This is a genomic window from Telluria sp. BA11 (assembly GCF_056680305.1).
The window spans coordinates 4,660,959-4,686,355 of the sequence record NZ_CM155275.1; the positions used below are offsets into that span (position 1 = coordinate 4,660,959).

Sequence of the window (25,397 nt, forward strand, 5' to 3'; positions counted from 1 at the left end):
CGACGTTTCAATCACACTTGGAGTAGAACATGGCAATTGACGTGTACCTGCAGATCGACGGGATCAAAGGCGAGTCGCAGGATGACCGGCACAAGGACTGGATCGAGTGCACCTCGGTGAACTGGGGCGTGAGCCAGCCCCGGTCGGCCACGGCATCCACCGGCGGCGGTCACACCGCCGAACGCTGCGAGCATCAGGAAATCGCGCTGACCAAGCTCGCCGACCTGGCCTCGCCCATCCTGTTGCAAACCTGCTCGGCAGGCAAAACCATCCCCAAGGCCAAGCTGGAATTCATGCGCGCCGATGGCCAGGGCGAGCGCATCAAGTACTTCGAGATCGAGCTTGAAAACGTGCTGATCGGCGGTGTCCAGCCAAGCGTTGCCGAAGGCAGCATCATCCACGAAGCGGTGGGCCTGAAGTTCTCGAAGATCAAGTGGAAATACACCCAGCAAAAGGTGACCGGCGGCGCCGGCGGCAACACCTCGGGCGGCTGGGACCTGGCGGCCAACAAGATCGTCTGAGCGGCGCCCGCCGCTTTCCACGCGGCGGCCTCGCGCCGCCGCGTGTTCGTTGTAATCACCCCCCTTCGGAGACACCATGAAAGGCTGTACGCCTGGCCTGCTCGACCGCATGATGGACGAGCGCCGCGATCTTGCGGCCGGCGCACTGGCCGGCATCGAGCGCGTCAAGGACAGCATCGCGCGTGACCTCGAAGCCTTGCTCAATACCCGCCTCGCGCTCGATCCCGCCCATCTGGCCGGCTACCCGCATGCGCGCGCGTCGCTGCTCAATTACGGCCTGATCGACTTCGCCGGTTTTTGCCTGACCAGCAGCCTCGATCGCGCCGCCGTCTGCGCCAGCATCGAAGAAGCGCTTGCCTCTCATGAGCCGCGCCTGTCCAACGTGCGCGCCGCGTTCGCGCCGGATGCGGGCGACGTCAATCGCCTGCAGTTTGTGATTCACGCTAGTTGCGCGCTGGGTGGCCAGGACGAGACGATCAACTTCAACGCCGTGCTGCAACCGTCGTCGCTGCACTACGACGTCAACCGTACCGTGCGGCCTGCCAAGGCCGCGTCCCCACCCGACCAGGAGGCACGATGGACATCAACCTCAAGACGCTGATCTCGAAGCTCAACGACACGACCCGCGCGGCGGCCACGCGCGCTGCCAGTATCTGCGTTGGACTGGGCCAGTATGAAGTCGACGTCGAGCACCTGTTTCTTGGCCTGATCGAGCAGCCGGGCAGCGACCTGGCTGCGATCGCGCGCCACTGCGATATCAGCCTCACCGGCCTGGAAGCCGACCTGCGCCGCGAAGTGGCGCGCTTTGCCACCGGCAGCGCACGCACGCCCGTGTTTTCGCGCCATCTGCCGCTGCTGTTCGAGCACGCCTGGCTGATCGCCTCGCTCGGCACCGGCGGGCCGCCCCGGATTCGCAGCAGCCATCTGGTGCTTGCACTCCTGACCGAGCCGTCGCTGGCGCAACTGGCGCAGCGTGCGTCGCCGCTGTTTGCCCGATTCCCGCTCGATCGCCTGAAGCACGATCTCGAGCGCCTGACGCGCGGCTCGGGCGAGCAAACCGATCTGGCGGCCGAGGTCAGCGAGCCAGGGCCGGACGCCGCGTCCGAGCTGGCGCAGTCTGCAGGCCGCGCCACGCCGGCCCTTGATCAGTACACGACGTGCCTGACGGCGCGTGCGCGCGACGGCAAGGTCGACCCGGTCATCGGGCGTGACATGGAAATCCGCCAGGCGATCGACATCCTGATGCGGCGGCGCCAGAACAACCCGATCCTGACCGGCGAGGCAGGCGTCGGCAAAACGGCCGTCGTCGAAGGCCTGGCGCTGCGCATTGCGCTGGGCGACGTGCCGGACGTGCTGGAGGGCGCCGAGATCCACACGCTCGACATGGGCTTGCTGCAGGCCGGCGCCAGCGTGAAGGGCGAGTTCGAAAACCGCCTCAAGAATGTCATCCACGAGATCAAGCAGAGCCCCCACGCGATCATCCTCTTCATCGATGAAGCGCACACGATGATCGGCGCCGGCGGCGCGGCCGGCCAGAACGATGCGGCCAACCTGCTCAAGCCCGCACTGGCGCGGGGCGAACTGCGCACGATCGCCGCAACCACCTGGGGCGAATACAAGAAATACTTCGAAAAGGATGCAGCGCTCGCGCGGCGCTTCCAGGTGATCAAGGTCGAGGAACCCGACGAAGACACGGCGGCTGCGATGCTGCGCGCGATGGCGCCGCTGATGGAGCAGCACTTCGGCGTGCGCATCTACGACGAGGCCATCACCGAGGCAGTGCGCCTGTCGCATCGCTACATCAGCGGGCGCCAGTTGCCGGACAAGGCCATCAGCGTGCTGGACACGGCCTGCGCCAGGGTGGCGCTGGGCCAGAGAGCCACGCCGGCGCTGCTGGAAGAGTGCGGGCGCCGGATCGAGCGCGTCGACGCGCGCGTCAAAGCCCTGAGTCGCGACGCCAGCGCCGGCGAGGATCACGCGTCCGCGCTGGCGTCGCTGGGCGAAGAGCGCGCCAGTGCGGCGGCCGAGCAGGCCGCGCTGCAGGGCCGCTGGGCCGACGAGCAGGCGCTGGCGGGCCAGATCGCCACACTGCGCGCGGAACTCGAAGCGGCCGGGCCGGACGCAGCGGGGGACGGCAGCACGCAACTGCGCGCGCTCGGCGAGCGCCTGCGTGGCCTGCAGGGTGACGCGCCGCTGGTGCCGGTGCAGGTCGACGGGCACACGGTTGCCGCCATCGTCGCCGCCTGGACCGGCATCCCGCTCGGGCGCATGGTCAAGGATGAAATCCGCACCGTCGTCAATCTGCAGGCGATGCTCGACGAGCGCATCCTGGGCCAGCGCCACGCGAGCAGCGTCGTGGCCCAGCGCGTGCGCACGGCGCGCGCCAATCTCGACGATCCGAACAAGCCCAAGGGCGTGTTTTTGTTTGTCGGCACCTCGGGCGTGGGCAAGACCGAAACGGCGCTGGCGCTGGCCGACATCCTGTACGGCGGCGAGCGCAAGCTCATCACGATCAATATGAGCGAATACCAGGAAGCGCACAGCGTCTCGGGCCTGAAAGGCTCGCCGCCCGGCTATGTCGGCTATGGCGAGGGCGGCGTGCTGACCGAAGCGGTGCGGCGCAATCCGTACAGCGTCGTGCTGCTCGACGAAGCCGAGAAAGCGCACCCCGACGTGCTCGAACTGTTCTATCAGGTCTTCGACAAGGGCGTGATGGACGATGCCGAAGGCCGCGACATCGACTTTCGCAACACGATCATCATCCTGACCTCGAACGTCGGCGCGAGCCAGCTGATGGCCGCCTGCCTGAACAAGACGGCGGCCGACCTGCCCACGCCCGACGCATTGGCCGAGCTGCTGCGCCCGAGCCTGATGAAACATTTCAAGCCCGCTTTCCTGGGCCGCTTGAGCGTGGTGCCGTTCTACCCGATCGGCGACGAGGTGCTGGCCAATATCATCCGACTGAAGCTCGCCCGCATCGGTGCGCGCGTGCTCGAGAACCACAAGGCCAGCTTCGAATACGACGACGCCCTGGTGGCGGCAGTGCTCAGCCGCTGCACGGAAGTCGATTCCGGCGCGCGCAATATCGACAATATCCTGGGCGGCACGCTGCTGCCCGAGATCGCCGACAGCGTGCTGGCGCGGATGATGGAAGGCGGCGCCCTCGCGCGCGTGAAGGTCGGCGCCACCCGCGCCGGCAAATTCAAATACCTGATCGAACCAGTGCAGGCTTGATTGCAGACTTGACCCCAAGGAGACACCATGCTCGCTATCGACCTGTTGCTCACACCAATCACGCCGGACAATCCGTGCGGCGCTGACCTGGCCTTTGCGCCCGAAGTCGACGAGATCGCCCGCGCGCGTCTGGCCGACGATCCGTCGCTGGAGCAGGGCGCCTGGGTCACGGCGCTCAAGGAAGCCGACTGGAAGTTCGTCGGCAAACGCTGTGCGGCGCTGCTCGAAACGCGCAGCAAGGACTTGCAACTGGCCGTCTGGCTGGCCGAGGCAAGCACCCGGACCGGCGGCATGCGCGGACTGGCCGATGGCTTGGGCCTGGTCGCCGCGCTGTGCGCGCGCTACTGGGACGGCGTGCATCCGCAGGCCGACGAAGACGGCGTCGAGCGGCGCATCGGCATCCTGGCCTGGCTGGCCAGCCGCGTGGCGCCGCTGGCCAAGGGTGTCGCGCTGGACGAGAGCGGCGCGCTGACGCTGCAGGCATGGGAAGTGGCGCGCGCACGGGGGCCGGACGCGGTGGCCGAACTGGAGGTGTTGCGTGCGCGCAGCAAGCCGGCGTTCGTGCAGGCGCTGCTGGTTGACTGCGAAGCGGGCGTCGCGGCCCTTGGCGAACTCGAACGCGTCGTCGATGCACAACTGGGCAACGACGGTCCCAGTTACGGCATGGCCCGCGCGGCGCTACGCGACGTCATCGACTTGATCTCACCCAGTTTGCCGGTAGCGGTGACAAGCGCTGCGTCATCGACGGCAGGGCAGGGCGGCGCCATCGCCGTGGCGCGGCCAGCGCACATCGACGGACCGGTCGGGCATCGCGACCAGGCGCTGGCGCAGCTGCGTCAGGTCGCCGATTTCTTCCGGCGCACGGAGCCGCACAGCCCCGTTGCGTATCTGGCAGAAAAAGCGGCGCGCTGGGGCGAGCAGCCATTGCATGCCTGGCTGCGTTCGGTGATCAAGGATGAGGTGTCGCTGGCGCGGCTGGAAGACTTGCTGGGGATCGACGACCCGGCGGACCAGCCGATGAAACACCCGGCGCCCTGAGGGGCCGGGTTGTTGGGGGGCGGGCTTACTCGGGCTTGTCCTGCTTGCCACCGCCCGGCGTGACCATGGTGCTGGCGCGTTCGAATTGCGCTTCGACCGTCTGCACCGCCTGGCGCGTGGCGGCCGTCACTTGCTCGTAGCCCTTGAAGGCATTGTCGATCGCCGCCTTCATGATCTGGACCGCGTTCTCGGAGCCCGGCTTGACGTTCTGCGTGACGTCATAGATCAGCGCCGATAGTGTGTTCTTCGCTTCGACGGCGTGCGCATCGGCCGCACCACGGAACTCGTTGTGCATGTCGTCGATGATGGCTTTCAATTGCGTCGTGTATTCGGCCGCGTTGGTCACGCCGGCGGCTGGCTGCATGCGCGCCGCGAGCGACTCGTACGCGGCCTTCGGATTGCCGGCCTGGGCGATGTCACGGCTCGCTTGCATCGTGCTGTCCATCGTGCTCTTGATGGCATTCATGTTCAGGGCGACGACCTGCTCGACGCCCTTGACGGTCTTGCCGGCCAGCGCATTGAAGGTCTGCATCTGCAGGTCGAACAGGGTTTTCGTGGCGTTGGCAAACTGTTCCGGGCTGGTAAACATGGGGTGTCTCCTCAGTGGGTAAGCTGTTTTTGAAGCTGAACAATGACAGACAAACGACGTCTGCCGGATTCATTATTTAACAACGATGGGTTTTTCGCAACGCGCGTCACGATAGGGGCCGGTCGCCTTGACCCAGCCTTCACCCAGCGGCGTCGGCGAACAGGCCAGGGCGCCCGTGAGCTTGCTGCGCCATTGGTAATACGGCGCCGGCGCAGCCAGGCTGGAAGAGAGAACGACAAGGAGCGCCGTCCCGAGGACGGCAGAGCGAAGAATCTGCATGACGCCCATGCTCGACCGTTACGGCGCGCAAGTCAAGCATGCACTTGTCCTTCCCACTGTGGGAAGGTGTAAGCTGGTGCGTGAACGACAACCGGAGTGCACCGTGCAAGCTACCCCATCCAGCATGAATATCGGCGACGCCGCCCGCGCATCGGGCGTGACGGCCAAGATGATCCGCCATTATGAATCGATCGGCCTGGTGCCGGTGCCACGCCGCACCGGCGCCGGCTATCGCCTCTACAACGAGCGCGAGGTGCGCGTGCTGCAATTCATCCATCGCGGGCGGGCACTGGGCTTTTCGCTGGACCAGATCAGGAACCTGCTGGCGCTGTGGGAAGACAAGGGCCGGGCCAGTGCCGATGTGCGCGCGCTGGCGCAGACGCATATCGAGGAACTGGACCGCAAGATCGCGGAGATGGCGGCAATGCGCCGTACGCTCGTGAGCCTGGCGGCATCGTGCCATGGTGATGCGCGCTCGGCCTGCCCAATCCTGGACGACCTGGCGACGCACTGAACTCGCGTCAGAAAACAGCGCGTACAACGCAAAACGCCGTAACCCTGTTTGGAAGGCTACGGCGTTTTGCGGGACACGGGGTCCACAAACTCTACATTTTTTGGTGCCCACGGAGGGACTCGAACCCCCACACCTTGCGGCACATGGACCTGAACCATGCGCGTCTACCAATTCCGCCACGTGGGCACTGCAACTGCTGACAACGATATTACAGACTGCTTACTGCGAGATAGACTTTTGGTGCCCACGGAGGGACTCGAACCCCCACACCTTGCGGCACATGGACCTGAACCATGCGCGTCTACCAATTCCGCCACGTGGGCACTGGGACTACTCAACAACGATACTGCTTACTACCTTACTACTACCTGAAACCTTTGGTGCCCACGGAGGGACTCGAACCCCCACACCTTGCGGCACATGGACCTGAACCATGCGCGTCTACCAATTCCGCCACGTGGGCACTGCAACTACACGAACTTTACAATCGATGAACTTTTTGGTGCCCACGGAGGGACTCGAACCCCCACACCTCGCGGCACATGGACCTGAACCATGCGCGTCTACCAATTCCGCCACGTGGGCACTGCAAGAACATCTCTGCTACAATAGCAGGGTTTGTCATTTTCCGCCAGATCAACTATTCGTGAAACATAGCTGACAGGCGCATCAAACATCCTCTGCTACCACTGCTTTTCATCGCTCCGGCGTTGTCGCCGTTGCTGAAGAGAGCGAGATTATAGCGGATCATTTTCAATAGTCAAAGACCCAAGGTGAAGTTCTCGACAAGGACTCACGTGCAAGTACCCCGCGCATGCATCCCGTAACGGGCGCAGGTCGTTGGCGCACATCATGTTAGGCGAATCGGATAGACCTCCGTTACACTACGCCTGTCATGGTGTCAATTAACCACGCTGCCGCCCTTATGTGATGTGCGGCGCTCTACTGGCCAAAGAAAAAAGAATCGATTTGAAGCAACCTACTCATACCATTCCAAGCCGCGAGGAAATCCTCGCTGTCTTCCGCGACGCCGCTGAATCGCTCGATGCAGCCGCCCTGGCACATGCCCTTGATGTTCAGCCCGCAGCGCAGGAAGTCCTCGGCCGCCGCCTGAACGCGATGGAGCGTGACGGCCAGATCCGTTCCGACCGCAGCGGCACCTATATGCTGGCTGATCATTCCGCCTTCGTGGCCGGCAAGGTCAGCGCGCATCGCGACGGTTTTGGCTTCGTGATTCCCGATGAACCGGGTCCCGACCTGTTCCTGTCCGACCGCGAAATGCAGAAAGTGCTGCACGGCGACCGCGTCATGGCGCGCGTGACGGGCATGGACCGCCGCGGCCGTCCTGAAGGCTCGATTGTCGAAGTCGTCCAGCGCGCAAACACGCACATCATCGGGCGCCTGCTCAATGAAGAGGGCGCGTGGATCGTCTCGCCCGAAGACCAGCGTATCGCCCAGGACGTGATCGTCACCGGCCCGACCGGCAATGCCCGTGCAGGGCAGATCGTCAGTGTCGAACTGCTGGAGCAGCCAGGCCGCTTCCAGAAGCCGACCGGCCGTATCGTCGAAGTGCTCGGTGAGCTCGATGACCCGGGCATGGAAATCGAAATCGCCGTGCGCAAGTTCGGCGTGCCGCACATCTTCTCGCCAGCCGCGCTCAAGCAGGCCGGGCGCCTGCCGAACGAAGTCATCGATGCCGATCTGGCCAACCGCGTGGATCTGCGCGACGTGCCCCTGGTGACGATCGACGGCGAAGACGCACGCGACTTCGACGATGCCGTCTACTGCGAACCCGTCACCATCAAGGGCGTGAACAGTTTCCGCCTGCTGGTCGCGATTGCCGACGTCAGCCATTACGTCAAGCCGACCGAGGCGCTCGACGCTGACGCGATCGAACGCTCGACGTCCGTCTACTTCCCGCGCCGCGTGATCCCGATGCTGCCCGAGAAGCTGTCGAACGGCCTGTGCTCGCTGAATCCGGCGGTCGACCGCTGCACGCTGGTGTGCGACATGGTGGTCTCGCAGGATGGTGAAGTCACTGCGTACCAGTTCTACCCGGCCGTGATGCACTCGGCTGCGCGCATGACCTATAACGAAGTGGCCGATATCCTGGCTGACGAGAACGGCGAACAAGCCCAGAAGCGTCCGGGCATCGTGCCGCATCTGCAACACCTGAACCAGGTGTTCCGCGCGCTGCTCAAGGCACGCCAGGAGCGCGGTGCGATCGACTTCGAAACCACCGAAACCTATATCGTCTGCAACGCGCTGGGCAAGATCGAAAAGATCATTCCACGCACCCGCAACGACGCGCACCGCCTGATCGAAGAGTGCATGCTGTCGGCCAACGTGTGCGCCGCTGATTTCCTGCTGCGCCACAAGCACCCGGGCACGTTCCGCATTCACGCGACGCCGACCGAAGAAAAGCTGAACCAGCTGCGTACCTTCCTCAAGCAGGTCGGCCTGAACCTGGCCGGCGGCAACAAGCCGAGCGCGCGCGACTACGCTGCCGTGATGCAGCAGATCAAGGAGCGGCCGGATGCACAACTGCTGCAGACGATGATGCTGCGCTCGATGCAGCAGGCCGTCTACAGCCCGGACAACGTCGGCCACTTCGGCCTGGCGTTCGAGGCGTACGCGCACTTCACCAGCCCGATCCGCCGCTATCCCGATCTGCTGACGCACCGCGCGATCAAGGCGATCCTGCTTGGCAAGAAGTACGAGCCGAAGGGTATCGACCTGGCCAAGCTGAACACGACGCAGTCGAACTCGGCCCGCAAGCAGGCCGCGAAAGACAAGGCCGACGGCAAGGCGCCGAAGAACGAAAAAGACCTGACCATCTGGGACGCCCTGGGTGTGCACTGCTCGGCCAACGAACGCCGCGCCGACGAAGCGTCGCGCGACGTCGAAAACTGGCTCAAGTGCTTCTTCATGCAGGACAAGATCGGCGAAGAGTACACCGGCACCATCGCTGGCGTGACCACCTTCGGCATCTTCGTCCAGTTGGACGAGCTGTTCGTCGAAGGCCTGGTGCACGTCACCGAGCTGGGCGCCGATTACTTCCAGTACGACGAAGCGCGCCACGTGCTGCGCGGCGAGCGTACCGGCCAGAGCTATGGCCTGACCGACAAGGTGACCGTCAAGGTCGCACGCGTCGATCTGGAATCGCGCAAGATCGACCTGACGCTGGCGTCCGCGCCTGGCGCCGAGTCGTCGGGCGACGATGCCGGGCGCGAGCGCAATCAGGGTGGCCGCAACAAGGAACATCGCAGCAACGAGCCACGCACGAACGATGGTCGTCAGAACAATGGCGGCAATGGTGGTGGCGGCAACAACGGCAATCACAACGGTGGTAACGGCGGTAACGGTAATAACAACGGCGGTAACGGCAATAACAACGGCGGTAACGGCAATAACAACGGCGGTAACGGCAAGCGTTCGCGCGGTGGTCGTTCGCGTGGGCCGAAGCCAGGCAACAACGGCGGCAATAACGATCAAGGTCGTCCACAGCAGTCGCCACTCGAGATTGCACGTCCGCTTGGTCAGGATGGCATCGAGCCGCAACAGGCCAAGCCGAAATCGCGCAAAGCCCGTCAGAAGGCCAAGGCGGCCGAGCGCGCTGCAGCAGCAGCAGCGGCGCCAATGACGACAGCGACGCCGCAGGCGCCAGTGCAAGCAGCGAAGCCGGCGCCAGTGCAGGCATCAAAGCCTGCACCAACGCCAGTGCAGGCGCAGAAACCAGCGCCTGTTGCAGCACCGGCACCAGCACCAGCACCGGTTGCAGCAGCACCAGCACCGGTCGCGCAGCCAAAGCCTGCCGAAGCAGCCGCTGCCCCAGCGCCAGCGCGTAAGCCGCGTGCAACCAAGGCCGTCGTCAACGACGTGGTCGCGGCTGCACCAGCCCCTGCGCCAGCGCCGGTTGCCGACGCCAAGCCAGTGAAAACTGCAGCAAAGAAAGCGGTCGCGAAAGCGCCAGCCGTTGCGGCGCCAGTTGCAGCAGCACCTGTCGTGGCAGCGCCAGCGGTCAAGGCGCCAGCCAAAAAAGCTGCTGCCAAGACGGCTGCCGTGAAAGCGCCAGTCGAGGCAGCACCAGTTGATGCACCGGCCAAAGTAGCAGCGGTCAAGGCACCAGCGAAAAAGGCAGCAGTCAAGGCACCAGCCAAGTCAGCAGCAGTCAAGTCTCCGGCCGAGACCGTTGCTGCGAAAGCACCGGCCAAGGCGGCGGCAGTCAAGGCCCCGGCCAAGGCAGCAGCAGTCAAAACGCCAGCCAAGGCAGCAGCCACCAAGGCCCCGGCCGAGGCAGTCGCTGCCAAAGCACCAGCCAAAAAGGCAGCAGCTGCACCACGCAAGGCCGCAGCCAAGGCTGTCGCTGAGCCAGCTGCGCCGAAGGCTGTCAAGGCGCCGGCCAAGACCGCAGTGAAGACCGCGCCGAAAACTGCAGCAAAGACCGCAGCCAAAACCAGCAAGAAGTAAGTCCCTGAAAGTATTCGAAAAGTAGCAAATGAAAAATAAAATGATTTTCGGCTTCCACGCCGTGACTTCGCGACTGCGTCACGAGTCGCAGTCAGTGGAAGAAATCTTCGTCGATGCCGAGCGCAACGACGGCCGCATGAAGGACCTGATCGCCAATGCCAAGGCGGCCGGCGTGCGCGTGATGCCGGTCGAGGCAGCACGCCTCGACAAGATCACCGGTACCCGCCGTCACCAGGGCGTGATTGCGTTTGCCAGCCAGCTCGCGCTGGCGCGCAATCTCGATGAGCTGCTTGACGCCATCGAAGGTCCGCCATTGCTGCTGATCCTGGATGGCATCACCGATCCGCACAACCTGGGCGCCTGCCTGCGCGTGGCCGACGGTGTCGGCGCGCACGCGGTCATCGTGCCGAAGGACCGCGCGGTCGGCCTGAACGCCACCGCCGCCAAGGTCGCCAGCGGCGCCGCCGAGACAGTCCCGTACATCACGGTGACCAACCTGGCGCGCACGATGCGCGAGCTGAAGGAACGCGACATTCTCCTGATCGGCACCACGGACGACGCCGACAAGGGTCTGTACGAAGCCGACTTCTCCGGCCCGGCCGCACTGGTCATGGGTTCGGAAGGCGAGGGCATGCGCCGCCTGACGCGCGAGACCTGCGATGTGCTGGTCAGCATCCCGATGTTTGGTTCAGTCGAAAGCCTGAACGTGTCAGTGGCTTCGGGCGTCTGCCTGTACGAAGCACGTCGCCAGCGTATTGGCCGCGACAGCTGATTGTGCTTCATGCCCGGATTGCTGCACTCGCGGCAATCCGGGCAGTTTCATCCCTCCGCAGTAGCAAACTCCCTCCAGCAACACTCTTCCCGAATCGGCGACGAAACACGCCAGTCCATCCTGCGCCAACGACGGTGGTAAACTCGGTTCGAACAAATGAACCGTTTGGCATAACAAGGAAACGCATGACGAATGAAATGGTGGCGGTACTCGACCCGGTCGAGCTGCGCGTGCTGGCCGTATTGGCCGAAAAAGAAGGCCTGACGCCCGATAATTATCCGATGTCGCTCAACGCGATCGTCAATGGCTGCAACCAGTTGTCGAGCCGCGATCCGGTCATGCAGATCAGCGAAGCGGTCGTGCTCGATACGCTGCAGCGGCTGGCCGAGCGCAAGCTCGTGAACGCCATCTCGCAGGCCGGCGCGCGCGTCGTCAAGTACGAACACCGCATGCGCATCAAGTGGACGCTCGAGCAGGACAAGCTGGCCGTGCTCACGATCCTGATGCTGCGTGGCCTGCAGACCGCCGGTGAAATCCGCACCCGCAGCGGGCGCCTGCACGAATTCAAGACGGTGGCCGATGTCGAAACGGCGCTGCAATTCTTGATCGACAAATACCCGCCGCTGGTCGTGAAACTCGAACGCGCGCCGGGCACCAAGGAATCGCGGTACGGCCAACTGCTGGGCGGCGAGATCACCATCGTTGCCGGCAGCGAGCAGACGTCCAGCAGCGCGAGCAACCTGACGCAGGGCGGCCGCATCACGCAGCTTGAAGAAGAAGTCGCCGCGCTGCGCGGCGAGATGGAAGACCTCAAGGGCCAGTTCGAGGCGTTTCGCCAGCAGTTCCAGTAACCGGCTCGAACGCCAGTTCGATCAGCGCGTCGTCGCTCCAGTCCGGGTCATTCAGAGCGACGCGGAAATTGCGTTCCTCGACCGGTAGATCTTTCGTGCGATCACCTTCACGCAAGGTGGCGCGCGCGAGGGTCGCTGGCGTGTCGAATTGAAAGCCCTCGCGCTCGGCATTGAAGAAGTTGCACCAGTTGGGCGTCAGCAGCACGCTGTTGACGAACAGTGTGCGCATCAGGCCAAGCTCCTCTTTGCCAATCGCCACCATCACGTGGCATTCAAGCCGCAGGTCGCCGAGGCGCCGTACGTTCTCTGGCAGGCCAGGCGAGCGCACCAGCGGCGTCACACGGTACATGCGCCGTTTTCGATTGAGCACCAGTTCGCTGTCCGCCGCCAGTGCGGCGCTGCTGCGCGGCACGATCGTCTCAACCGCATCGTTCAGGGTCAGCGGCAGCACGAAGCCATCCTTGCCTTCCAGGCGCAGCGCCAGTGGCGCCTCATTCGGCTTGGGCGTCTTGTCGGTCCAGGCGCGCCGCTCGACCCGGAAGCGCAGGATCTCCGCTTTTGGTGCCATGCTGTGATGGCGCTCGAAGGCGTCAAGGCCCGCGACGATCGCCGTGTACTTGCGCACTTCCGGCTTGCGGATTGCGTTGATGTGGATGGACTCCGGGCTGTCCGGCGGCGTATCGGCTGCGCTGGCGCTGACGGTGACACCGACTAGCATCGCGAGCATCAGGATGGAAAGAAGTCGCATCACGTTCAACCCTCGTCACGCCACCGGCGCAGGCGAATCGCGCCGTAGATCATTGCGCAGCCCGCTGCGGCCGCGATCCAGACACCCGGCGTGAGCAGCGTGGCATACGACGTGCCCAGCAGGAGCGGTCCATCGAGGCCGGCCTGTTGCTGCTGCGCCAGCGCCTCTCCATTGACTTCGCCGAACCAGATCCCGGGGAACACGCCCAGCAGCACCCGCGCCACGATCTCTTCACCGAACCACTTGACGTTCATCGACACGCCCGCAAAACGCCCGGCCAGGAAATCGAACCAGGCCAGGATCGCAAGCGCCACCAGCGGCGCGCCGACGGCCCACAGGAACACGCGCGACTTTGCCCAGCTCGACACCAGCAGCAGCCAGCCGACCGTCGGCAACGCCCACAGAATGTACAGTGGCAGGAAGCTGATCAGATACACGGGCGCCAGGTAAAAGTCGACATTGGCCAGGACTGGCGCGATCAGGTTGATACCCTTGATGGCGCCGCCCAGCAGGCCGATCACCAGCAGGATCAGTGAGGCGGCAATGCCGATCGCAATCGTCGCCAGCGGCGCGACCAGCAGCGCCGTTACCGCCTTCGACAGCACGGTCTGCGCATCGGACATCGGCAGCGACTTCCAGAACAGGATGCTGCGGTCGCGCCGGTCGTCGTACAGCGCCGCCATGCAGTAGAAGAACACGACTACCGGCAGCACGAAGAACAGCGGCGCCGTGATCACCAGGTAGCTCGACGAAGCAGCAGCGGCCAGCCTGGCCAGCACCGCCGGCGGCAAACCGTTGACCGTCATGACTTGTTCGCCGCTGACCTGCATGTGGAACGACGGGTTGGCGATGATGGCGTACAGGAAGCCGCCACCGAACAGCAGCACGATCACGGCGGCCACGACCAGCGGCGCCCAGAAGAAGGCGCCCTTGTGTTCCCACAGTTCGCGCCGGATCAGCCATTTCATGGTGCTCATTGGCGTAGTCATGCGTAGGTTCCTTTCATGGTGGCGACGAACAGGTCGGCCACGCTCGGGTTGCGAACCTCGCCAAGCGCCGCCAGTTGGGTGCGGGACAGGCCGCCGGCGCGCAGTGCGTCGAACAGCATCACGGATTTGCCGAACAACGTGCGCTCGTCGATCGGTTGCAGCGCCCTGGCCGCCGCAACCTTGTCGCTGCCCACCATGACTTCGACGTAGCGCTCGCCAATTTCTTCCATCGACGCAGCCAGCGCAATCTTGCCGTCGCGGATGAACAGCAGGTCGGTCAGGATGTGCTCGACTTCCTCGACTTGGTGCGTCGTGATGACGATCGTCTTGTGTTCGTCAAAATAGTCTTCGAGCAGGTTCTGGTAAAACGCCTTGCGGTAGATGATGTCCAGCCCGAGCGTCGGCTCGTCCAGCACCAGCAGCTTCGCGTCGATTGCCATGACGAGCGCCAGGTGCAGTTGCACGATCATGCCCTTGGACATTTCCTTGACCTTCATCGTCGGCGTCAGCTTGGTGTTGGTGATATAGCGTTCGGCCTTGCTGCGATCGAAGCGCGGATGCACGCCCGCCACGAAGTCGATCGCATCCTTCACGCGCAGCCAGCGCGGCAGGATGGCGACGTCGGCGATGAAGCAGACGTCCTTCATCAGCTCGTCGCGCTGGGTGCGCGGATCGAGCCCAAGCACCGACAGTTCGCCTTCGCACTGGATCAGGCCAAGGGCAGCCTTGAGCGTCGTCGTCTTGCCCGATCCGTTGGGACCGATCAGGCCGACGATGCGGCCAGCGGCGATCTCGATGTCGATGTTGTCGACGGCGATCCGCTTGCCGTAGTGTTTGCTCAAGCCCCGCGCGGAAATGACGGCGCTCATGCGGCACCTCCGTGGTCCGCGGTGGTCAGCAGCTCTTTGACGTCCAGGCCCAGGCGGCGGATACGCTCGAGCATCGCCGGCCACTCTTCACTGATGAAACGTGCGCGCTCGCTTGCCAGCAGTTTCTCGCTGGCGCCTTCGGTGACATACATGCCAATTCCCCTTCGTTTTTCCACCAGGTTCTCGTCGACCAGTTCCTGATAGGCCTTCGACACGGTGATTGGGTTGAGTTGATAGTCGGCGGCGATCTGGCGCACCGAGGGCAGGGCGTCGCCAGCCTTGAGATCGCCATCGAGCATCATGCCGACGACGCGCTCCTTGAGCTGGCGGTAAATCGGGGTCTTATCGTTCCAGCCGACGGTCATCGGGGGCCTCCGTGGTGGTTCGGTGCGGCGTCATTGTGATGCGCATGCCTGCCTCCTCATGGTGGTGTGTTGAAGTGGTGTTGTACTTGAGTATAACAGTGGCCGCGCAAAGGTCAATATGCAGACGCGAGATCATGCGCGGCGGGTAGAGCGTGGAAAGTTCTTAGAGAATGGCGCCGTCGACGTCGTGGCGCACGAGGCTGCCATCCGGGTACAGCGCGATCCAGCCGCCGCGAGCGGGTAGGTCGTCGAGTTCCCAGTCGGGTAGCACGTAGCGCAGCTTGTCGCCATGCGCGTGCACGGCGGGCCGGTGCGTGTGCCCGTGAATGATGACGTCGGCATCGAGCGAGGCGAACACATCCGCTACAGCATCAGGCGTGACGTCCATCGTCTCATACGACTTGCCCGTGTGGGCTTCGCGCGAGCCTTCGCGCAGTCCGGCGATGATGCCCTTGCGCTGCGCGAGCGGCATGCCGAGAAATTGTGCCTGCCAGGCCGGGTTGCGCACCTGGGCGCGAAACGCCATGTATTTGGTGTCGAGCGTGCACTGCGCGTCGCCATGCACGAGCGCGACGCGGCGCGTGCCGGCCTCGATGACATGGGGTTCTTGCAGCAGGGTCAGATGGGCGGCGTGCGCGAAGCCTTCCCCGACCAGAAAGTCGCGGTTGCCAGCGATCCAGAAGACCGCCACGCCGGCGTCGGCGACGGCGCGGATCGCCGTGATGATGGTCTGGTGGAACGGATCGGCAACGTTATCGTCGCCGGCCCAGTATTCGAAGATATCGCCGAGCAGGTACAACTGCTCGGCATGCACCGCGCGCTCGGCAAGAAAGCGCAGAAACGCTTCCAGCGTGCGCGGGTGCGAGACCTGCAGGTGCAGGTCGGAGATGAACAGCGCGAACGGGCGCGCAGGCAGCGTCGTGGGAGCGCTCAACAGAACGCTCATGAGACCGACTGATGCTGGTGCGCGCCGAACATTACAGGACTTCGATTTTCTCGATGATGACTGGGTCGACCGGCACGTCGGAGTGCATGCCGCCGCGGCTGGTCTTGACGTTGTTCAGCGCGTCGACGACGTCCTGGCCGCCGGTGACTTTGCCGAACACGGCGTAGCCCCAGCCGTCCTGGCCCGGGTAGTCGAGGAAGGCATTGTTCTTGGTGTTGATGAAGAACTGGGCCGATGCCGAATGCGGATCCGACGTGCGGGCCATGGCCAGCGTGTACTTGTCATTCTTCAGACCGTTCTTGGCTTCGTTCTCGACGGTTGCCGGGGTAGGCTTTTGCTTCATGCCTGGCTCGAAACCGCCGCCCTGGATCATGAAGTCCTTGATCACGCGGTGGAAGATCGTGTTGCTGAAGTGACCCTTGTTGACGTAGTCGATGAAGTTGGCAACGGTCTTCGGTGCTTTTTCAGCGTCCAGTTCAGCAGTGATTTTGCCCTGGTTGGTGGTGATGAGAATCGTCGTCATGTGGTGTCCTTGTAATTGGTTGATGGGCGTGCGCGCCGGATGCAGACGCGGCGGAACCGTTATTTTACTAGCTTGTCGCCCTTGAGCAGCGTCACGGACGTAATCTTGATCGGCACGACCGGCACGTTCTGCATGCCGCGCACGTCGTCGACGACGACGGCCTTGATCTTGTCGACCGTTTCCTGGCCCTTGACCACCTTGCCGAACACGGTGTAACCGGAGCCGCCGACGAACGGGAAGTCGATGCCCGAATTATCGGCCACGTTGATGAACCATTGCGACGTGGCGCTGTCAGGATTGTCTTCGCGCGCCATCGAAATCGTGTACGGTTGGTTCGACAGGCCGTTGTTCGATTCGTTCTTGATGGGCTTCTGTGTCTTGCGGCCTTCAAACTTTTCGTTCATGCCGCCGCCCTGGATCATGAAGCCATCGATCACGCGGTGGAAAATCGTGCCATTGTAGGCGCCCGACTTGGCATAGGCCGCGAAGTTGGCTACCGTCTTGGGAGCTTTCTCCTGATCGAGTTCGACGACGATCTCGCCCATGCTGGTCTTGATCGAATACTGTGGCATGTCGGCCGCCAGCGCGCTGCCGGAGAACAGCAGGCCGCAGGCGAGGGCAGCGGTGGCGCCGGCCATGCGCACGAGGGCGAAGCGACGGTTGAATGACGATGACATCTGGCTTCCTCTGATGGACCGCGCACGTGGCGCTGTCAAGGGTTGTCCCAAAAATAAAGCTGGTCCGTATGGGGCCAGCCGGGTTTTTATCAATGCTATACTTTCCTTGAAGCGCACAAGAGAAGCGCTTACAAACAACGTCCCATTCTATCAAATAAGAATAACACCGAGGCCCCAGGCGCACCCCACGCCGCACCCATCCGGCTGGCGCGCATGCAATGCCGCGCCGGGATGGTCGTTGCGGTGCCGGCGAGCGTTTGCCATCCTCGTGCGAACCGAAAATTCAATGAGCCAACTCAAGATTTACAACACGCTGGCGCGTGACAAGCAGGTTTTTGTCCCTAAGGTCGCCGGCAAGGTCGGCATGTATGTCTGCGGCATGACTGTCTACGATTACTGCCACGTTGGCCATGCACGCATGATGATGGCGTTCGATGTCGTGTACCGCTGGTTGCTCGCGTCCGGCTACGAGGTCGAGTACGTGCGCAACATCACCGACATCGACGACAAGATCATCAAGCGCGCCGTCGAGAATGGCGAAACAATCGGCGCACTGACGAGCCGCTTCGTCGGGTACATGGATGAAGACACGGCTGCGCTGGGCATCCTGCCGCCGACCGTCGTGCCACGCGCTACCGAGTACGTCCCGCAGATGCTGTCGATCATCGGCAAGCTCGAACAGAAAGGCCTGGCCTATCAAACGGCCGACGGCGACGTCAATTACGCCGTGCGCGGCTTCGACGGCTACGGCAAGCTGTCGGGCAAATCGCTCGACGACCTGCGCGCCGGCGAGCGTGTCGACGTCAACACCGGCAAGCGCGATCCGCTCGACTTCGTGCTGTGGAAAGCCGCCAAGGAATCCGAGCCAGCCGAGGCCAAATGGGATTCGCAGTGGGGCCAGGGCCGGCCGGGCTGGCACATTGAATGCTCAGCCATGTCGTGCGCGACGCTGGGCGAACACTTCGACATCCATGGCGGCGGCGCCGATCTGCAGTTTCCGCACCACGAAAACGAGATCGCCCAGTCCGAAGGCGCGTTCGGCGCGCCGATGGTCAACTACTGGATCCACAACGGGTTCGTGCGCGTCGATAACGAAAAGATGTCCAAGTCACTGGGCAACTTCTTCACGATCCGCGACGTGCTCAAGAAGTATGACGCCGAAGTCGTGCGCTTCTTCATCCTGCGCGCCCACTATCGCAGCCCGCTCAATTATTCCGACGTCCATATCGACGACGCGAAGGCAGCGCTGACCCGCCTGTACACAGCGCTGAACGGGATCGAGCTTGGCAACGAGCCGGTCGCGGTCGACTGGGACGAAGCCCACGCCCGCCGCGTGCGCGACGCGATGGACGACGACTTCAACACGCCACTGGCAGTGGCCGCGCTGTTCGATCTGGCCGGCGAAGTCAACCGCACCCGGTCCATGGATGCGGCGCGCCAGCTCAAGGCGCTGGCTGCCGTGCTCGGCCTGCTCGAACGCTCACCGCAGGCGTTCCTGCAGGCGGGTAGCCCCGATGCGGGCGAGGGTGGCCTGGACGAAGCAGCTATCCAGGACGCGATCGCACGCCGCGCAGCCGCCAAGGCAGCGCGCGACTTCGCCGGCGCCGACGCCATCCGCAAGCAATTGACGGAGGCGGGCATCGTCCTGGAAGACAAGGCCGACGGAACGACCTGGCGCCGTACATAATGCCAGCGAACAAGGACAAGTCGGGCAGCGTGGCTGCATTGGCAGGCACGTCGCCGGCGCACGATGCGCTCGCCGTGCCGATCTACTGGGCCGAAGCCAAGCGCGAACTGATGCAGCGCGACCGCATCATGAACAAGCTGATCCCGCAGTTCGGCGACCTGCACCTGCGTGGCCAGCCCGACCCGTTCACGACGCTCGCGCGCTCGATCGTCGGTCAGCAAGTCACGCCAAAAGCGGCCGACCTGGCCTGGGGCAAGCTGCTGGCGGTCTGCCCGACCTTGGGCCCGAGCCAGATCATCAAGCTGGGCGCAGTCCAGTTGTCCGGCTGCGGCCTGTCCAAGCGCAAGACCGAATACATCCTCGACCTGGCCGACCACTTCAAGGCCAAGCGGGTGCACGCCGACCTGTGGTCCGAAATGGATGACGAGGCCGTCATTGCCGAGCTGATCCGCATTCGCGGCATCAGTCGCTGGACAGCCGAGATGTTTTTGATATTTAATCTGCTGCGGCCGAACGTTCTGCCACTGGACGATCCCGGCCTGATCCAGGGCATCAGCCAAAACTATTTCTCGGGCGAACCTGTTTCGCGCAGCGATGCGCGTGAGGTGTCGGCCAACTGGGAACCCTGGCGCACGGTGGCGACCTGGTATTTGTGGCGCAGCCTGGACCCGGTCGCCCCTGCGGCATGAGCCCCCGATCCGCCCGACACGCCACCGGCTTACGGTAGAATAGCGCCCTGATCCGCCGCGCAGCCTCAGAGCACGGCCAAGACATTACCCCGGAGTGACAATGACTAAATTAACTTTCCTCGATTTCGAGCAGCCGATCGCCGAGCTCGATTCCAAGATTGAAGAGCTGCGGTTCGTACAAGATGATTCCGCCGTCGATATCTCCGAGGAGATCGATCGCCTGGACAAGAAAAGCCAGCAGCTCACCAAAGACATCTACGCCAAGCTGACTCCGTGGCAAGTGTCGAAGATTTCGCGTCACCCGCAGCGTCCGTACACGATGGACTATGTGAACTCGATCTTCACCGATTTCCATGAACTGCACGGCGACCGCACCTTCGCCGACGACCAGTCGATCATTGGCGGCCTGGCCCGCTTTAATGGCCAGCCCTGCATGGTCATCGGCCACCAGAAGGGCCGCGACACCAAAGAGCGCGCGATGCGCAACTTCGGCATGCCCAAGCCCGAAGGCTATCGCAAGGCCATGCGCCTGATGAAGCTGGCCGAAAAATTCGGCCTGCCGATTTTTACGTTCGTCGACACCCCGGGCGCGTTCCCCGGCATCGAAGCCGAAGAGCGCGGCCAGTCCGAAGCCATCGGTCACAACCTGTACGTGATGGCCGAACTAAAGGTGCCGCTGATCGCCACCATCATCGGTGAAGGCGGTTCCGGCGGCGCACTGGCCATCGCCGTTGGCGACGCCGTGCTGATCCTGCAATACGCGACCTATTCGGTGATTTCGCCGGAAGGCTGCGCATCGATCCTGTGGAAGACGTCCGAGCGCGCGGCCGATGCTGCCGACGCACTGGGCCTGACCGCACACCGCCTGAAGGCGATGGGCCTGGTCGACAAGATCGTCAACGAGCCACTGGGCGGCGCGCACCGCGACCCGAAACAGATGGCGCAATTGCTCAAGCGCGCACTGGCCGACACGCTGCGCCAGTTCCAGGGCATGAAGACCAAGGACCTGCTCGAAGCGCGTCACGCCAAGCTGATGGCATACGGCAAGTTCAAGGAAACGCCGCCGCGCGAAGAGTAAGCCTGACCAGCGAGTTTTAATCAGCGAGTCCCAGCAGCGAGTCCCAGCAGCGAGTTCCTACAGTGAGCAGAACCAATCGCGGGACCGATCCAGCCGGATCGGTCCCGGCAACATGCAATGAGGCGCTCGCGCGCCTGTCGACCACCTACACACCCACCTCGATCGCGATCGCCTGCAGCGGCGGCCTCGATTCAATGGTCTTGCTGCACCTGGCCCACGCCTGGTGCGCGCAGCAGGGCATCCCGCTGGTTGCCTTTCACGTCCATCACGGCCTGAGCCCGAACGCCGATGCCTGGCTCGCGCATTGCGAACGCAGCTGCGAAGCGCTGGGTGTGCCGTTCGACCACCGTCGCGTGACGATCCCGGTCGACGGCTCCGGCGTGGAAGCGGCCGCACGCCGCCCACGTTATGCGGCGCTGGGAGCCATGTGCCGTGAGCATGGCGCGACCCTGCTGCTGACCGCGCATCACCTCGACGATCAGGCCGAAACCGTGCTGCTGCAATTGCTGCGCGGCTCGGGGCCGGCTGGCTTGTCCGGCATGGAAGCGGCCAACCGCTCGCCCGGCTTGCTGGGCGACGACGTCACCGTGATGGCGCGCCCGCTACTGACGCAACCGCGCGCGGCGCTCGAGGCCTACGCCGCGACGCATGCTTTGACCTGGGTCGAGGATGAATCCAACCAGGATGCGCGCTATGCACGCAACGCGCTGCGCCATCAGGTAATGCCGGCGCTGGCCGCGAACTTCCCCGGCTTCCAGGCGCGCCTGGCGCGCGGCGCGGCCCACGTCGCGTCGGCCCAGCGCATGCTCGAAGAACTGGCAGCGCAAGACCTGGCCGCCTGTCTGGATAGCGATGCGGTCGACCTCGCGGTGCTCGGCGCGCTCAGTGCCGATCGCATCGACAATTGCCTGCGCCACCTGTTCGCCGTACGTGGGCTGGCGATGCCATCGACTGCGTGGCTCGCCGAAATGGTCTGGCAATTGTTCTCGGCGCGCGAGGATGCGCAGCTGAAGGTCACGCATCCCGATTGCCACATCCGCCGCCACCGCGGCAAGCTGTACCTGACGCCGCACTTGCCGGAACTGGAAGGCATGCGCGACCCGGACGATCTCGGCATCTTCGTCAAGGAAGGGCAGCGCTTCCGCTGGCAGGGCGAAGCGTCGATCGCGTTTCCGGCCTACGGCGGCATGTTGCACTTCGTGCCGGCCGCGCGCGGCTTCGACGCCGCCTGGCTGCGCGCACTGCCGTTGATGATCGATTTCCGCAAGGGCGGCGAGCGCCTCAAGACGGCGGCCAACCGGCCCACGCGCGGCCTGAAGGCGCATTTTCAGGCGCTGGGCGTGCCGGCCTGGGAGCGCGAGCGCCTGCCCACCGTCAGCCGTGGCCGCGAGCTCTTGTTCGCCGCAGGCATCGGGATGGATTGCGCCCATGTGCTGGAAGGCGGCGAGGACAGGATCGAATTGCGCTGGGAAGCCAACGCTGGCTAAAGGGACCTGCTGGCTTCGTTGCAAAACGCATTAGGTTATTTTCTTTTCGTATAGCTTTTACGCCAACGAGCCTTGTGATGCCGCGCTGCACCATGCTAGAGTGAGGGTCCCTTTTTGATCCTTACCCCTAGCTGGAACCCTTCCTGATATGGCTTTAATTGTCCACAAATATGGCGGTACGTCGATGGGATCGACGGACCGTATCAAGAATGTCGCGGCCCGTGTGGCCAAGTGGCACGACGCAGGTCACCAAATCGTCGTCGTGCCGTCCGCCATGTCGGGCGAAACCAATCGCCTGATCGGTCTGGCCAAGCAGATCATGGACCAGCCCGACCCACGCGAACTGGACATGATCGCCTCGACCGGCGAGCAAGTGTCCGTGGGCCTCCTGGCCATGGCGCTGCTGGCCATCGGCAAGGACGCGGTCTCGTACACCGGCTGGCAGGCGGGCATCCGCACCGACTCGTCGTTCACGAAGGCGCGCATCCAGTCGATCGACGACACGCGCGTGCTGCGCGACCTGGCCAACGGCAAGATCGTCATCATCACGGGTTTCCAGGGCATGGACGAGGACGGCAATATCTCGACCCTCGGCCGTGGCGGTTCGGACACCTCGGCAGTGGCGATTGCGGCCGCGCTGAAGGCCGACGAATGCCTGATCTACACCGACGTCGACGGTGTCTACACGACCGACCCGCGCGTGGTCGACGAGGCGCGCCGCCTGTCGAAGATCACCTTCGAAGAAATGCTCGAGCTGGCTTCGCTGGGCTCGAAAGTGCTGCAAACCCGCTCGGTGGAGTTTGCAGGCAATTACCAGGTGCCGACGCGCGTGCTGTCGTCGCTGACCGATCCCCTGATGCCCCTGGCCGAAGAAGCCAGCTCCGGCACCCTGATTTCGTTTGAGGAAGAAAGCAATATGGAACAAGCCGTCATCTCCGGCATCGCCTTCAATCGCGATGAAGCAAAGATCACCGTCCTGGGCGTGCCGGACAAGCCAGGTGTCGCGTTCCACATCCTGGGCCCGATCGCCGAAGCCAATATCGAAGTCGACATGATCATCCAGAACCAGTCGGTGGACGGCAAGACCGACTTCACCTTCACGGTCTCGCGCAACGACTATGTGCAGGCAATGAAGGTGCTGGAAGACCAGAAGGACATCCTGGGCGCGGCCAAGATCGTCGGCGACGCCAAGGTCTCGAAAGTCTCGGCCGTTGGCGTGGGCATGCGCAGCCACGTCGGCGTGGCCTCGGACATGTTCCGCACGCTCTCGGAAGAGGGCATCAACATCCAGATGATCTCGACGTCGGAGATCAAGATCTCGGTGCTGATCGATGAGAAGTATATGGAACTGGCCGTGCGCGCGCTGCACAAGTCGTTTAATCTCGAACAAAGTTAAGCCAGTTTGCAATTTTTTGGGTGTGTTTTCTTGACCAAATGAGCACCAACCCTTAAGATGCTTGCACTCAGCGCTGACGGAAACGTTGGTACTGATTGGAGACGTGGCCGAGTGGCCGAAGGCACATCCCTGCTAAGGATGCATACGGCTTATACCTGTATCGTGGGTTCGAATCCCACCGTCTCCGCCAGTTACTTGAAAAAGCCCCTGTGAAGGGGCTTTTTCTTTTCTACCTACCCCCGTTTCTACCCCCCGATCTAATAGGCTCGCTTTGACGCCGGTCTGCAGGTTCTTCTGCCATTCCGCGATTGCCGACTCGTCCCAAGCCAAGGCCCGCGGCCCGAGCGGAACCGGCGCCGGGAAGGTGCCAGCCTTGCTACGATCGTCGATCGCGGTGCGCTTGATCCCGACCACACCCATCACGGCCGGCAGGTGCAGAAATCGTCGCGGTTGGTGGTCACGGTGTCGTCCTCAAAATAATTGGTGTTATGCGGGCTGGTGGCGGATCCGCGCATGAGTGTTTTCGGCGAGGCGTTTTGCCTTACGCCAGTCATTGGCATTGCGACCTTGCTTGCGAGCTGCAAGTGACCAAGCCATCGGGTCGGCGGTGTGCCGCAGGCCGGTGATGTGCGGCAACGACAGCGCAGTTGATTTCAGGCCGACGCCATGGAGGCGAAGGTCCGGCCGCGCGTGCTCGATCGCTTGCAGCACCCGCACGATGGCTGCCGGGTCACCGTTGCGCTTGTACGCCAGCGGCACCGCGCCCATCCTGGTTGTAGCCGCTGGCCTGACCTCGCTCGACGCCGCGATCGCGCGCGTCGTGGCGCAACCGTCGATGACCGGCAATGGTCAAGGGCGCGCCAGCCCAGCGGCGCGGCCTGGTCGCACTGGTCGGCGCCGTGGCCGCGACGGCGCTGCTCAGCTTCACGTCCGCATTCGAACGCACCGCGCTTTCCACCTACCGCGACATGGCCCGCGTACTCACGTACTCCACCGGTGCCACCGAGAACGCGGCCTGGGGAAGACGTACACGCCCGCGCAGTGCCGCGCCCAGCGCGACCGCGACCTTGAGCGGCACGCCGCCGGCATCGCCATGTGCATCCCGCTCGCGCGCCTCAAGGATGCGCGCGGCAAGGTCGTGATGCGCAAGGTGCTCGAGGAAGTGCGGGGCCTCACACGCCGGCGCCAGGCCGAGCGCGAGCTGTGCTTGAAAGGCCTGCCATGATCCCGGTCCAGTAACGCGCGCTGGCGCCCGGCCCAGCCCTGCTGCTGGCGATGGCGCTTGCCGGCGCCGCCGGCTGGTTCACGAACGGTTGGCGGCACGAGCAGAGATCGCCGAGCTGCAGCGCGCGCACGCGGAAACCATGCGCAGTCAATCGGCGCTGGCGCTGACTACGCTGCAGGCCGACGCCGCGCGCATTACCAAGGCGGCCACCGAGTTCGCCACTATTCAATCCACCTTGGCGCCGCGCATGTCGGCGCTCACCAAGGAGCTGCGCAATACGAAACCTTTGCCTGCTGGTTGCGTGTCTGATGCTGACCGCGTGCGCAACCTCGACGCCGCAATCGATGCTGCCAACAAAAGCATCCCTCGATAGCGCGCTGTCTGCCCCGTGCCAGTTGGTCGCGCGGCCCAGTGCCGACGACTACGGCGCATGGCAGGCCTGGGTTATCG

Annotated in this window: 25 protein-coding genes, 5 tRNA genes and 2 pseudogenes; 16 read left to right on the forward strand and 16 right to left on the reverse strand. The window is 63.7% G+C overall.

Annotated elements, in window-relative coordinates; translation table 11 throughout:
• Nucleotides 1–29 precede the first annotated feature (29 nt).
• The 4 genes from AC1MGT_RS20610 to tssA all read left to right on the forward strand — a co-directional run bounded on the left by AC1MGT_RS20610 (nt 30) and on the right by tssA (nt 4,793).
• Nucleotides 30–521, forward strand: coding sequence for an Hcp family type VI secretion system effector (locus AC1MGT_RS20610; protein WP_183551309.1), 492 nt, complete (start codon nt 30–32; stop codon nt 519–521).
• Between the two features lie 76 nt (nt 522–597).
• Complete coding sequence (gene tssE / locus AC1MGT_RS20615; protein WP_499501834.1) at nt 598–1,122, forward strand: type VI secretion system baseplate subunit TssE; 525 nt, start codon at nt 598–600, stop codon at nt 1,120–1,122.
• Nucleotides 1,098–3,755: a type VI secretion system ATPase TssH gene (tssH, locus tag AC1MGT_RS20620; protein WP_499501836.1), complete on the forward strand. Its 2,658-nt coding sequence runs from the start codon at nt 1,098–1,100 to the stop codon at nt 3,753–3,755. Before tssE ends, tssH begins: the two co-directional genes overlap by 25 nt.
• A gap of 27 nt (nt 3,756–3,782) precedes the next feature.
• Nucleotides 3,783–4,793, forward strand: a complete 1,011-nt coding sequence (gene tssA / locus AC1MGT_RS20625; protein WP_499501838.1) for a type VI secretion system protein TssA — start codon at nt 3,783–3,785, stop codon at nt 4,791–4,793.
• Nucleotides 4,794–4,818: 25 nt separating this feature from the next.
• Here the strand turns inward: tssA and phaP are convergent, their stop codons facing one another.
• Entirely contained in the window at nt 4,819–5,382 is a 564-nt protein-coding gene (gene phaP, locus AC1MGT_RS20630; protein ID WP_499501839.1) for a TIGR01841 family phasin, read from the reverse strand.
• A 72-nt stretch (nt 5,383–5,454) separates the two neighbouring features.
• Nucleotides 5,455–5,661 (reverse strand): hypothetical protein, encoded by a 207-nt coding sequence (locus AC1MGT_RS20635; RefSeq protein WP_183553594.1) that lies wholly within the window; start codon nt 5,659–5,661, stop codon nt 5,455–5,457.
• A gap of 124 nt (nt 5,662–5,785) precedes the next feature.
• Between AC1MGT_RS20635 and cueR the strand changes: the two genes are divergently transcribed.
• Nucleotides 5,786–6,175, forward strand: coding sequence for a Cu(I)-responsive transcriptional regulator (cueR, locus tag AC1MGT_RS20640; RefSeq protein WP_499504337.1), 390 nt, complete (start codon nt 5,786–5,788; stop codon nt 6,173–6,175).
• A gap of 101 nt (nt 6,176–6,276) precedes the next feature.
• Here cueR and AC1MGT_RS20645 read toward each other — a convergent pair.
• From AC1MGT_RS20645 to AC1MGT_RS20660, 4 genes are all read right to left on the reverse strand, one after another.
• Nucleotides 6,277–6,361 (reverse strand) — tRNA-Leu (locus tag AC1MGT_RS20645).
• A gap of 52 nt (nt 6,362–6,413) precedes the next feature.
• Nucleotides 6,414–6,498: transfer RNA gene (locus AC1MGT_RS20650), tRNA-Leu, on the reverse strand.
• Between the two features lie 55 nt (nt 6,499–6,553).
• Nucleotides 6,554–6,638 (reverse strand) — tRNA-Leu (locus tag AC1MGT_RS20655).
• A 37-nt stretch (nt 6,639–6,675) separates the two neighbouring features.
• Nucleotides 6,676–6,760 (reverse strand) — tRNA-Leu (locus tag AC1MGT_RS20660).
• A 384-nt stretch (nt 6,761–7,144) separates the two neighbouring features.
• On the opposite strand from AC1MGT_RS20660, the pseudogene rnr reads away from it, so the two are divergent.
• The 3 genes and pseudogenes from rnr to AC1MGT_RS20675 form a co-directional block, all read left to right on the forward strand.
• Nucleotides 7,145–9,433: pseudogene (gene rnr, locus AC1MGT_RS20665) on the forward strand (ribonuclease R); the annotation flags it as partial.
• Between the two features lie 1,240 nt (nt 9,434–10,673).
• The gene (gene rlmB, locus AC1MGT_RS20670) at nt 10,674–11,417 is read left to right on the forward strand and encodes a 23S rRNA (guanosine(2251)-2'-O)-methyltransferase RlmB (protein WP_183551326.1); all 744 of its coding nucleotides are present in this window, start codon (nt 10,674–10,676) and stop codon (nt 11,415–11,417) included.
• Nucleotides 11,418–11,602: 185 nt separating this feature from the next.
• Nucleotides 11,603–12,268 (forward strand): YceH family protein, encoded by a 666-nt coding sequence (locus AC1MGT_RS20675; RefSeq protein WP_499501841.1) that lies wholly within the window; start codon nt 11,603–11,605, stop codon nt 12,266–12,268.
• Here AC1MGT_RS20675 and AC1MGT_RS20680 read toward each other — a convergent pair.
• From AC1MGT_RS20680 to AC1MGT_RS20710, 7 genes are all read right to left on the reverse strand, one after another.
• Nucleotides 12,228–13,016, reverse strand: coding sequence for a hypothetical protein (locus tag AC1MGT_RS20680; RefSeq protein WP_499501843.1), 789 nt, complete (start codon nt 13,014–13,016; stop codon nt 12,228–12,230). The genes AC1MGT_RS20675 and AC1MGT_RS20680 overlap by 41 nt on opposite strands.
• Before the next feature lie 5 nt (nt 13,017–13,021).
• Entirely contained in the window at nt 13,022–14,005 is a 984-nt protein-coding gene (locus AC1MGT_RS20685) for a hypothetical protein (protein ID WP_499501845.1), read from the reverse strand.
• Nucleotides 14,002–14,874, reverse strand: a complete 873-nt coding sequence (locus tag AC1MGT_RS20690) for an ABC transporter ATP-binding protein (RefSeq protein WP_499501847.1) — start codon at nt 14,872–14,874, stop codon at nt 14,002–14,004. Before AC1MGT_RS20690 ends, AC1MGT_RS20685 begins: the two co-directional genes overlap by 4 nt.
• Nucleotides 14,871–15,239: a GntR family transcriptional regulator gene (locus AC1MGT_RS20695; protein WP_499501848.1), complete on the reverse strand. Its 369-nt coding sequence runs from the start codon at nt 15,237–15,239 to the stop codon at nt 14,871–14,873. Before AC1MGT_RS20695 ends, AC1MGT_RS20690 begins: the two co-directional genes overlap by 4 nt.
• A 163-nt stretch (nt 15,240–15,402) precedes the next feature.
• Nucleotides 15,403–16,185, reverse strand: coding sequence for a UDP-2,3-diacylglucosamine diphosphatase (locus tag AC1MGT_RS20700; RefSeq protein ID WP_499501849.1), 783 nt, complete (start codon nt 16,183–16,185; stop codon nt 15,403–15,405).
• Nucleotides 16,186–16,216: 31 nt separating this feature from the next.
• On the reverse strand, nt 16,217–16,708 hold the full coding sequence (locus AC1MGT_RS20705; RefSeq protein WP_499501850.1) for a peptidylprolyl isomerase: 492 nt from the start codon (nt 16,706–16,708) through the stop codon (nt 16,217–16,219).
• Nucleotides 16,709–16,767: 59 nt separating this feature from the next.
• Nucleotides 16,768–17,385, reverse strand: a complete 618-nt coding sequence (locus AC1MGT_RS20710; protein ID WP_499501852.1) for a peptidylprolyl isomerase — start codon at nt 17,383–17,385, stop codon at nt 16,768–16,770.
• A 286-nt stretch (nt 17,386–17,671) separates the two neighbouring features.
• Here AC1MGT_RS20710 and cysS point away from each other — a divergent pair, with 286 nt between their 5' ends.
• From cysS to AC1MGT_RS20740, 6 genes are all read left to right on the forward strand, one after another.
• A complete protein-coding gene (gene cysS, locus AC1MGT_RS20715; RefSeq protein ID WP_499501854.1) occupies nt 17,672–19,072 on the forward strand; it encodes a cysteine--tRNA ligase in 1,401 nt (466 codons plus the stop codon).
• Nucleotides 19,072–19,761, forward strand: a complete 690-nt coding sequence (locus tag AC1MGT_RS20720) for a DNA-3-methyladenine glycosylase family protein (RefSeq protein WP_258837698.1) — start codon at nt 19,072–19,074, stop codon at nt 19,759–19,761. The genes cysS and AC1MGT_RS20720 overlap by 1 nt, the downstream gene beginning before the upstream one ends.
• 100 nt (nt 19,762–19,861) lie before the next feature.
• Entirely contained in the window at nt 19,862–20,839 is a 978-nt protein-coding gene (locus AC1MGT_RS20725) for an acetyl-CoA carboxylase carboxyltransferase subunit alpha (protein WP_183551355.1), read from the forward strand.
• Between the two features lie 62 nt (nt 20,840–20,901).
• Nucleotides 20,902–22,326: a tRNA lysidine(34) synthetase TilS gene (gene tilS / locus AC1MGT_RS20730; protein WP_499501856.1), complete on the forward strand. Its 1,425-nt coding sequence runs from the start codon at nt 20,902–20,904 to the stop codon at nt 22,324–22,326.
• A 148-nt stretch (nt 22,327–22,474) separates the two neighbouring features.
• Entirely contained in the window at nt 22,475–23,722 is a 1,248-nt protein-coding gene (locus tag AC1MGT_RS20735; RefSeq protein ID WP_183551359.1) for an aspartate kinase, read from the forward strand.
• A 97-nt stretch (nt 23,723–23,819) separates the two neighbouring features.
• Nucleotides 23,820–23,912 (forward strand) — tRNA-Ser (locus AC1MGT_RS20740).
• A 113-nt stretch (nt 23,913–24,025) separates the two neighbouring features.
• On the opposite strand, the pseudogene AC1MGT_RS20745 reads toward AC1MGT_RS20740, so the two are convergent.
• The 3 genes and pseudogenes from AC1MGT_RS20745 to AC1MGT_RS20755 form a co-directional block, all read right to left on the reverse strand.
• Nucleotides 24,026–24,160, reverse strand: a pseudogene (locus AC1MGT_RS20745) (helix-turn-helix transcriptional regulator); the annotation flags it as partial.
• A 48-nt stretch (nt 24,161–24,208) separates the two neighbouring features.
• The gene (locus AC1MGT_RS20750) at nt 24,209–24,532 is read right to left on the reverse strand and encodes a hypothetical protein (protein ID WP_499504338.1); all 324 of its coding nucleotides are present in this window, start codon (nt 24,530–24,532) and stop codon (nt 24,209–24,211) included.
• The gene (locus tag AC1MGT_RS20755; RefSeq protein WP_499504364.1) at nt 24,453–24,668 is read right to left on the reverse strand and encodes a hypothetical protein; all 216 of its coding nucleotides are present in this window, start codon (nt 24,666–24,668) and stop codon (nt 24,453–24,455) included. The genes AC1MGT_RS20750 and AC1MGT_RS20755 overlap by 80 nt, the downstream gene beginning before the upstream one ends.
• 147 nt (nt 24,669–24,815) lie before the next feature.
• Here AC1MGT_RS20755 and AC1MGT_RS20760 point away from each other — a divergent pair, with 147 nt between their 5' ends.
• Together AC1MGT_RS20760 and AC1MGT_RS20765 are read left to right on the forward strand one after the other, a co-directional pair.
• Nucleotides 24,816–24,947, forward strand: coding sequence for a hypothetical protein (locus tag AC1MGT_RS20760; protein WP_499501857.1), 132 nt, complete (start codon nt 24,816–24,818; stop codon nt 24,945–24,947).
• A gap of 139 nt (nt 24,948–25,086) precedes the next feature.
• A complete protein-coding gene (locus tag AC1MGT_RS20765) occupies nt 25,087–25,320 on the forward strand; it encodes a hypothetical protein (RefSeq protein WP_499501858.1) in 234 nt (77 codons plus the stop codon).
• Nucleotides 25,321–25,397 lie beyond the last annotated feature (77 nt).

Bases quoted from the DNA above. Each gene is read 5' to 3' on its own strand.
- AC1MGT_RS20610 (WP_183551309.1), top strand. From the start codon at position 30: ATGGCAATTGACGTGTACCTGCAGATCGACGGGATCAAAGGCGAGTCG.
- tssE (WP_499501834.1), top strand. From the start codon at position 598: ATGAAAGGCTGTACGCCTGGCCTGCTCGACCGCATGATGGACGAGCGC.
- tssH (WP_499501836.1), top strand. From the start codon at position 1,098: ATGGACATCAACCTCAAGACGCTGATCTCGAAGCTCAACGACACGACC.
- tssA (WP_499501838.1), top strand. From the start codon at position 3,783: ATGCTCGCTATCGACCTGTTGCTCACACCAATCACGCCGGACAATCCG.
- phaP (WP_499501839.1), bottom strand. From the start codon at position 5,382: ATGTTTACCAGCCCGGAACAGTTTGCCAACGCCACGAAAACCCTGTTC.
- AC1MGT_RS20635 (WP_183553594.1), bottom strand. From the start codon at position 5,661: ATGCAGATTCTTCGCTCTGCCGTCCTCGGGACGGCGCTCCTTGTCGTT.
- cueR (WP_499504337.1), top strand. From the start codon at position 5,786: ATGAATATCGGCGACGCCGCCCGCGCATCGGGCGTGACGGCCAAGATG.
- rlmB (WP_183551326.1), top strand. From the start codon at position 10,674: ATGAAAAATAAAATGATTTTCGGCTTCCACGCCGTGACTTCGCGACTG.
- AC1MGT_RS20675 (WP_499501841.1), top strand. From the start codon at position 11,603: ATGACGAATGAAATGGTGGCGGTACTCGACCCGGTCGAGCTGCGCGTG.
- AC1MGT_RS20680 (WP_499501843.1), bottom strand. From the start codon at position 13,016: ATGCGACTTCTTTCCATCCTGATGCTCGCGATGCTAGTCGGTGTCACC.
- AC1MGT_RS20685 (WP_499501845.1), bottom strand. From the start codon at position 14,005: ATGACTACGCCAATGAGCACCATGAAATGGCTGATCCGGCGCGAACTG.
- AC1MGT_RS20690 (WP_499501847.1), bottom strand. From the start codon at position 14,874: ATGAGCGCCGTCATTTCCGCGCGGGGCTTGAGCAAACACTACGGCAAG.
- AC1MGT_RS20695 (WP_499501848.1), bottom strand. From the start codon at position 15,239: ATGACCGTCGGCTGGAACGATAAGACCCCGATTTACCGCCAGCTCAAG.
- AC1MGT_RS20700 (WP_499501849.1), bottom strand. From the start codon at position 16,185: ATGAGCGTTCTGTTGAGCGCTCCCACGACGCTGCCTGCGCGCCCGTTC.
- AC1MGT_RS20705 (WP_499501850.1), bottom strand. From the start codon at position 16,708: ATGACGACGATTCTCATCACCACCAACCAGGGCAAAATCACTGCTGAA.
- AC1MGT_RS20710 (WP_499501852.1), bottom strand. From the start codon at position 17,385: ATGTCATCGTCATTCAACCGTCGCTTCGCCCTCGTGCGCATGGCCGGC.
- cysS (WP_499501854.1), top strand. From the start codon at position 17,672: ATGAGCCAACTCAAGATTTACAACACGCTGGCGCGTGACAAGCAGGTT.
- AC1MGT_RS20720 (WP_258837698.1), top strand. From the start codon at position 19,072: ATGCCAGCGAACAAGGACAAGTCGGGCAGCGTGGCTGCATTGGCAGGC.
- AC1MGT_RS20725 (WP_183551355.1), top strand. From the start codon at position 19,862: ATGACTAAATTAACTTTCCTCGATTTCGAGCAGCCGATCGCCGAGCTC.
- AC1MGT_RS20735 (WP_183551359.1), top strand. From the start codon at position 22,475: ATGGCTTTAATTGTCCACAAATATGGCGGTACGTCGATGGGATCGACG.
- AC1MGT_RS20760 (WP_499501857.1), top strand. From the start codon at position 24,816: ATGTGCATCCCGCTCGCGCGCCTCAAGGATGCGCGCGGCAAGGTCGTG.
- AC1MGT_RS20765 (WP_499501858.1), top strand. From the start codon at position 25,087: ATGCGCAGTCAATCGGCGCTGGCGCTGACTACGCTGCAGGCCGACGCC.